General features: G+C 75.2%; 6 protein-coding genes. 5 read left to right on the top strand and 1 reads right to left on the bottom strand.

The genetic code is table 11. From position 1 onward, the window contains the following. The 4 genes from ABZ885_RS32965 to ABZ885_RS32950 form a co-directional block, all read left to right on the top strand. On the top strand, positions 1-577 hold a 577-nt coding region (locus tag ABZ885_RS32965; RefSeq protein ID WP_360196891.1), incomplete at its 5' end, for a response regulator transcription factor. A 17-nt stretch (positions 578-594) separates the two neighbouring features. Then, positions 595-2,034: a HAMP domain-containing sensor histidine kinase gene (locus tag ABZ885_RS32960; RefSeq protein ID WP_360196895.1), complete on the top strand. Its 1,440-nt coding sequence runs from the start codon at positions 595-597 to the stop codon at positions 2,032-2,034. Between the two features lie 243 nt (positions 2,035-2,277). Next, positions 2,278-3,876: a cellulose binding domain-containing protein gene (locus ABZ885_RS32955; RefSeq protein WP_360196888.1), complete on the top strand. Its 1,599-nt coding sequence runs from the start codon at positions 2,278-2,280 to the stop codon at positions 3,874-3,876. Between the two features lie 174 nt (positions 3,877-4,050). Beyond that, a complete protein-coding gene (locus tag ABZ885_RS32950; RefSeq protein ID WP_360196885.1) occupies positions 4,051-5,454 on the top strand; it encodes a glycosyltransferase 87 family protein in 1,404 nt (467 codons plus the stop codon). A gap of 101 nt (positions 5,455-5,555) precedes the next feature. Here the strand turns inward: ABZ885_RS32950 and ABZ885_RS32945 are convergent, their stop codons facing one another. Then, complete coding sequence (locus tag ABZ885_RS32945) at positions 5,556-5,972, bottom strand: SsgA family sporulation/cell division regulator (protein ID WP_360196882.1); 417 nt, start codon at positions 5,970-5,972, stop codon at positions 5,556-5,558. 424 nt (positions 5,973-6,396) lie between these two features. Here ABZ885_RS32945 and ABZ885_RS32940 point away from each other — a divergent pair. Continuing rightward, positions 6,397-6,588 (top strand): DUF2510 domain-containing protein (locus tag ABZ885_RS32940; RefSeq protein ID WP_360196879.1); only part of this gene is annotated, 192 nt, incomplete at its 3' end.

The following is a 6,588-nucleotide window of genomic DNA, read 5'->3' as shown; positions in this document are numbered from 1 at the left end:
CCTCGACCTCGGCCTGCCCGACCTGGACGGCAGCGAGGCGCTCAAGATGATCCGCGGCCTGACCAACGTGCCGGTGATCATCTCCACCGCCCGGGACGACGAGGCCGAGATCGTCAGGCTGCTCAACGACGGCGCCGACGACTACCTGGTCAAACCCTTCTCCGGGGAACACCTCAGCGCCCGGATGGCCGCGGTGCTGCGCCGGCTCGGCGGCGGCGCCGCGCCGGTCGCCCAGGTGCTCAGGGTCGGCGGGCTCGCCATCGACCTCCAGCGCCGCGAGGCCTCCCTGGACGGCGGGGCGCTCGACCTGACCCGCCGTGAGTTCGACCTGCTGGCCTTCCTCGCCGCCCGCCCCGGCGTGGTGGTGCCACGCAAGGAGATCCTGGCCGAGGTGTGGCGCCAGACCTACGGCGGCGACCAGACCATCGACGTCCACCTCTCCTGGCTGCGCCGCAAACTCGGCGAGACCGCGGCCGACCCGCGCTACCTGCACACCGTGCGCGGCGTCGGGGTCCGGCTGGAGGCGCCCGGGCACCCGGCCGGACCCGGGCCCGCGCCCGCGGAGCACCGGACGTGAGGCGGTTCGGGCACTCGCTGCGCTGGGCCCTGATCAAGGCCGCCGTCGCCGGGACCACCATGGTCGCGCTGGCCTTCCTCATCCCGCTCGGCCTGATGGTCCAACAGACCGCCCGCGACCGCTCGTTCACGGCGGCCGAGCGCCAGGCGGCGGCGCTCGGCCCGGCCCTCGCCATCACCACCGGCCAGGACGCCATCGCCCGTGCGGTGGCCAGCACCGACGCCGGCGCCCAACGGCGGATGGCGGTGCACCTCCCGCTGCCGGCCGCACCGGGCGCGGCGGCCGGCGGGACGTCGGCCGGGACGGCGATGGTCGGCCCCGACGGCGGCGTGACCATCGGCGAGGCCCGCGCCTCGGCCGACGACGTGGCCACCGCGGGCGGCCAGGGCCGCTCCTTCACCGTCGAGGTCCCCGGCGGCTACGCCCTGCTCCAGCCGGTCGCCGTCGACACCGGCCGGACCGCCGTGGTCGAGGTGTTCGTCGCCGACGGCGACCTCACCCGGGGCGTCGCCACCGCCTGGCTGGTGCTGTCAGCGGTCGCGCTGGCGCTGGTGGCCATCTCGGTCCTGGTCGCCGACCGGATGGGCGCCCGGATCGTCGCCTCCGCCCGCCGGCTGGCCGCCGCCGCCCGCTCGCTCGGCTCCGGGGACCTCGCCGTCCGGGTGCCGGTCGACGATGGGGAGAGCACCGGCAGCCCCGAGGAACTCCGCGAAGCCGGCCAGGCGTTCAACGCGATGGCCGACCGCGTCGTCCAACTGCTTGCGGCCGAACGCGAGTTGGCCGCCGACCTGTCGCACCGGCTGCGCACCCCGCTCACCGTGCTGCGGCTCAACGCCGCCTCGCTCGGCGAGGGCGACGCCGCCGACGCCACCCGGCACGCCGTCTCCCAACTCGAGCGCGAGGTCGACCAGATCATCCGCTCGGCCCGCCGCGCCCCCGAGGACGCGCCCGCCGTCACCGTAGGCTGTGACGCCGCCGAGGTGATCCGGGAACGGGTCGGCTTCTGGTCCGCGCTCGCCGAGGACGAGGGACGCCGCTGGCAGCTCGCCGGAGCCGACGCGCCGGCCCCGGTGCCGGTGCAGCGCGGCGACCTGGCCGCCGCGGTGGACGCCCTGCTCGGCAACGTGTTCCGGCACACCGCCATCGGCACCGCCTTCTCGGTGGACGTGCTGGTCACCGACAGCGCGGTCATCGTCCTGGTCGGCGACGCCGGGCCGGGCTTCACCGACCCCGACTCGGCCCTCCAGCGCGGCCAGGGCCAGGGCGGCGACGGCTCCACCGGCCTCGGCCTGGACATCGTCCGCAAGCTCGCCGAGGCCACCGGCGGCGACCTCGCGCTCGGCCGCTCGGCCGTGCTCGGCGGCGCGGAGATCCGGCTGCGGCTCCGGCCGCGGACCGACCGCACCCGGGCCCGGACCAGCCGGCGGCGCAGCCGCGGCGTCCTGTTCCAGCGCTGAACGGCGGCGCCGGGCGCGAGCCGGCCCCTCTTCCTTAAGCCGGCCCTAAGAGAGCTGTACCCCTCGCTGAGGGGAGCGTTTTCGGCCGTCCGGCACCACTAGCGTCGTCCGCGCCGGTCACCCGACCGAGCCGGGGCACGCCACCCGCACCCGGTCCACGGACCCGGTGCCGGGCCGGCCCCGGTTCCAGCTGCCTCCCCCACCCTCCGGGCGGGAGGTACCCCCAAACGGAGGTACGCGCACATGACGACCCAGCCCAACCGCCGTTCAGGGCGCCGCCGGCGCAGCCGCAAGGGCGTCGTCCTCGGAGCCTCGGCGGTGGCCGCCGCGCTGGTCGCCGGCGGTGTCGTCGTCCTCGCCTCCTCGGCCAGTGCCGCCTCGCTCGGCGCCGTCTACAGCCGCACCAGTACCTGGGACTCCGGCTACACCGGCCAGTACCTGGTCAGCAACCCGGACAGCCGCGCGATCGAGAACTGGACGCTGAGCTTCGACCTGCCGGACGGGGCGAAGATCGACTCGCTCTGGAACGCCACCTTCACCGCCGAGGGCCGGCACATCACCGTCAAGGCCGAGTCCTGGAACAAGCGCCTGGAGCCCGGCAAGAGCGTGGTGGTCGGCTTCGTCGCCCAGGGCGCCGGCGCCGCCGCCCAGGCCGAGCCCGCCAACTGCCTGATCAACAACGTCTCCTGTAAGGCCGGCGACGGCACCCCGCCGACCCCCTCGGGCCGGCCGACCGGCACGCCCACCGCCTCGCCGACCGCGACCACGGCACCCACCGCGACCGCGACCGCGACCGCGACCACCAAGCCCACCACGGCGCCGCCGAGCCCGACCGCCACGGTCAAGCCCACCACCCCGGCACCCACCGCGACCGCCACCCCGACGCCCACCGCGACCGCGACCGGCACCCCCGCCCCGGCCACCGGCGCCGGCTTCGCCCCGTACGTCGACACCTCGCTCTACCCGCCGTACGACCTCGTCGCGAGCGCCAAGGCCACCGGCGTGAAGAACGTCAACCTCGCCTTCGTCGTCTCCGGCGGCGGCTGCACCCCCAAGTGGGGCGGCGTCAGCGACCTCTCCGCCGACGCGGTGGCCGCCCAGATCGGCGCGCTGCGGGCGATCGGCGGCGACGTCCGGGTCTCCTTCGGCGGCGCCAACGGCAGCGAACTGGCCCTCGCCTGCTCCTCGGCGGCCGACCTCACGGCCGTCTACCAGAAGACCGTCGACACCTTCGGCCTGACCAAGGTCGACTTCGACGTCGAGGGCGGCGCGATCAGCAACACCGCGGCCAACACCCGCCGCGCCCAGGCCATCGCGCAGCTGCAGAAGAACGCCGCCGCCAAGGGCAAGGCCCTGGACGTCTCCTTCACCCTGCCCGCACTGCCCTCCGGCCTGACCCAGGAAGGCGTCGACCTGGTCGCCGACGCCAAGAAGAACGGCGTCGCGATCGGCGCGGTCAACATCATGGCGATGGACTTCGGCGACGGCGTCGCCCCGAACCCGCAGGGCCAGATGGGCAAGTACGCCATCGCCGCCGCCACCGCCACCCAGGCCCAGGTGAAGAGCGTGCTCGGCGTGGACGACGCCGCCGCCTGGCGCAAGGTCGCCGTCACCCCGATGATCGGCGTCAACGACGTCGCCAGCGAGATCTTCACCGTCGCCGACGCCAAGCAGCTCGCCGACTTCGCCAAGTCCAAGCACCTGGCCTGGCTGTCGATGTGGTCCGGCACCCGCGACAAGGCCTGCGAGGGCGGCGCCAAGGCCTTCGCCGACGCCACCTGCAGCAGCATCGTCCAGCAGCCGCAGGACTTCACCCGGGCCCTCGGCGCCTACACCGGCTGAGCCGCTCCACCCCTCACCCGGCCCTCCCCGGGACCCCGGCCGTCCGTGCTCCGCCCGCAACGGAGCACGGCCGACCGGGGCATTTGGCTACTCTCCGTAGCCGTCCGTCCCCGGGCCCGCCCGGCGGCCATCCGGTATCGTCGCTGGTCGGTCGAGCGGTGGACGGAGCGGACAGTGACAGCGGTGCAAGACGAGCGCAGCCAGGTGCGGACCGCACCCGACCCCGCGCCCGCCCCCCTGTCGGACCGCCTCAAGGACGCCCTCGGCGCGCCCGTGCGAGCCCTGCGCGAGGCGCCGCGCCGACCCCTGCTGGCCGTCTCCGCCGTGGCACTGCTGTCCCTCGTGGTCTACGCGGTGGTCCGGCACTTCGTCCACACCTCGATGGTCGACATGATCGTCTACCGGGCCGAGGGCGCCGCGGTGGCCGACGGCGAGGACCTCTACGGCCTGCGGGTCACCGAGTGGAACCTGCCCGCCACCTACCCGCCGTTCGCCGCGATGCTGTTCGTGCCGACGACCTGGTTCCCGGTGCCGCTCCTCCGGATCGTGATCACGCTCGGCAACCTCGGACTGCTGGCCCTGCTCACCCACCTGTCGTTCAAGCTCGTCGGCTGGCCGCGCCGCGAACTGCGCCCGCTCGGCGTGATCCTGGTCACCGGCGGCGGGGTCTGGCTCGAACCCGTCTTCACCACGCTGCGCTACGGCCAGATCAACCTCGCCCTGGCCTGCCTCATCCTCTGGGACCTCACCCGCCCGGACGGCCGCCGCAGCAAGGGCGTCGCGATCGGCATCGCCGCCGGCATCAAGCTCACCCCCGGCCTGTTCGCCGTCTACCTGCTGATCACCGGCCGGATCCGGGCCGCCTTCGTGGCCGGCCTCACCTTCCTCGGCACCTTCCTGACCGGCGCCCTGGTACTGCCCGACGCCACCTGGGGCTTCTGGACCAAGTACCTCTACGACTCCTCGCGGGTCGGCAAGACCCAGATCGTCGACAATCAGTCGGTCCGCGGCGCCTTCGCCCGGCTCCTGCACACCGCCGACCCCGGCACCGCCGCCACCCTGGGCGCCGGCCTGGTCGCGGTGGCCGGCCTCGCCGTCGCCGCCTGGGCCGCCGGCAGCGCCCGCTGGCTGCCGCGCGCCGAGGCGTGGGGCGTCTGCTGCGCCGCCGTCACCGCGGTGCTCATCTCGCCGATCAGCTGGACCCACCACTGGGTCTGGTGCGTGCCCGTGCTCGTCCTGCTCGCCTGCGAGGCGGCGGCCGAGCACGCCCGGCCGGCCGCCGTCCGCAAGGTGCGCTGGCGCGCCGCCTTCGGGGCCACGCTGGTCGCCTTCCTCTCCTTCGGGATGTGGGCCGCCAAGCCGCAGGGCGCGGCCGTCCTGCACATGGGGCCGCTGCGCCAGATCCCGACCTCGGTCTACCCCCTGGTCGGGATCTGCTTCCTGCTGGCGGCCGCGCTACGGACCAGGGCGCGGCGGCGCTCCGCCGGTGCGCCGCTCGTCCGGCTGCCCGGCCAGCGGGACGGCGGCGGCCGCCCGGGCTCCGCGCACGACCGTCAGCAGGCCCCCGCGGCCCGCTGAGTCGTCGCGGGCGCCCGGCCGGGGGCCGTGCTGCCTGCGGAGGCGGTGGCCGGCGTGGGGACCGTCCCGCCGGGTGGCGGGGTTACGCCGGGTGCCGTCCGTCACGCGAGGAGCTCGGCGAGCGAGCCGTCCATGTCCAGCGCGGCCAGCTCGCTGCCCGGCGGCACCAGCCGGTGCGCCCGCTCCAGCCACGCGGCCACCGCCGGCAGCGGCGCCTCCAGCAGCGCGTCCCCGGCCGGCGAGCTCAGCGCCATGCAGAGCACGCTGCGCCGGCCCGACCGGGTCGGCCAGATCCGCACGTCGCCCTGCCCGCACGGACGGAAGGTGCCCTCCACCAGCAGCTCGCGGGCGAACACCCAGGTGACCGGCGAGCCGGTGTCCAGGTGGAAGGTGATGTGCACGGCGTACGGGTCGTGGCTGCCGTAGGACAGCCGGGCCGGGACGGGGACGCTGTGCTCGGGGGAGAGTACCAGGTTGAGCTCCAGTTCGTGCTCGACCACGCTCGTCGGGCGCTCCATGATCGTTCCTCTCTGTCTGCGGCCGGTGCCCGGTTTGGGCCCTGTGTCCTTGGAGAGCGCGGCGCGGGGGCGTTCTTACACGCGTTTCCGAGATTTCTCCGATTTCTTCGCGACTTCCGCTTCCGCGGGCGCGGGCGAGGGGGCACCCGGCCGCGGGGCGTGACCGCTCGGGACGGGGCGCGCGGAGAGGCGTCTGCGCCCCCGCCTTTACCCCGGGCAGGCCCGGGTTGTCCCGGGAATGGCCAATTTCCCATCTCGGCGCTTCCGAGGTACTACCCTTTGTGACTGCCCGGCGACTGTCCGCCCATCCGGCGGTACCCTCGCGCGCGCCGACGGCGAAGCCACCCGGGTCGCCCGAGCCGTTGTCGCGCGAACCGCCCCCGCCGGGCGCGCCGCATCGGCCCTGCGAGGAAAGAAGACCCCCATGACGGACCGGCCCTTCGCCGGCGGCGAGGAGACGGCCGTCGGCCCCGCACCGGGCTACTACCCCGACCCTTCGGTGCCCGGCTTCGTCCGCTACTGGGGCGGTACGGCCTGGGTGCCCGGGACCAGCCGGCCCGCGCCCGCCGAGGGCGAGGTGCTGGCGCCGCCCCGGTTCGCGGCCCGCCGCGGCGGC

It is taken from the genome of Kitasatospora sp. NPDC047058 (genome assembly GCF_040643935.1).
Classification (GTDB): domain Bacteria; phylum Actinomycetota; class Actinomycetes; order Streptomycetales; family Streptomycetaceae; genus Kitasatospora.
The sequence above is the reverse complement of the archived record's forward strand: the minus strand, read 5'-3'. Positions and strand labels throughout refer to the sequence as shown.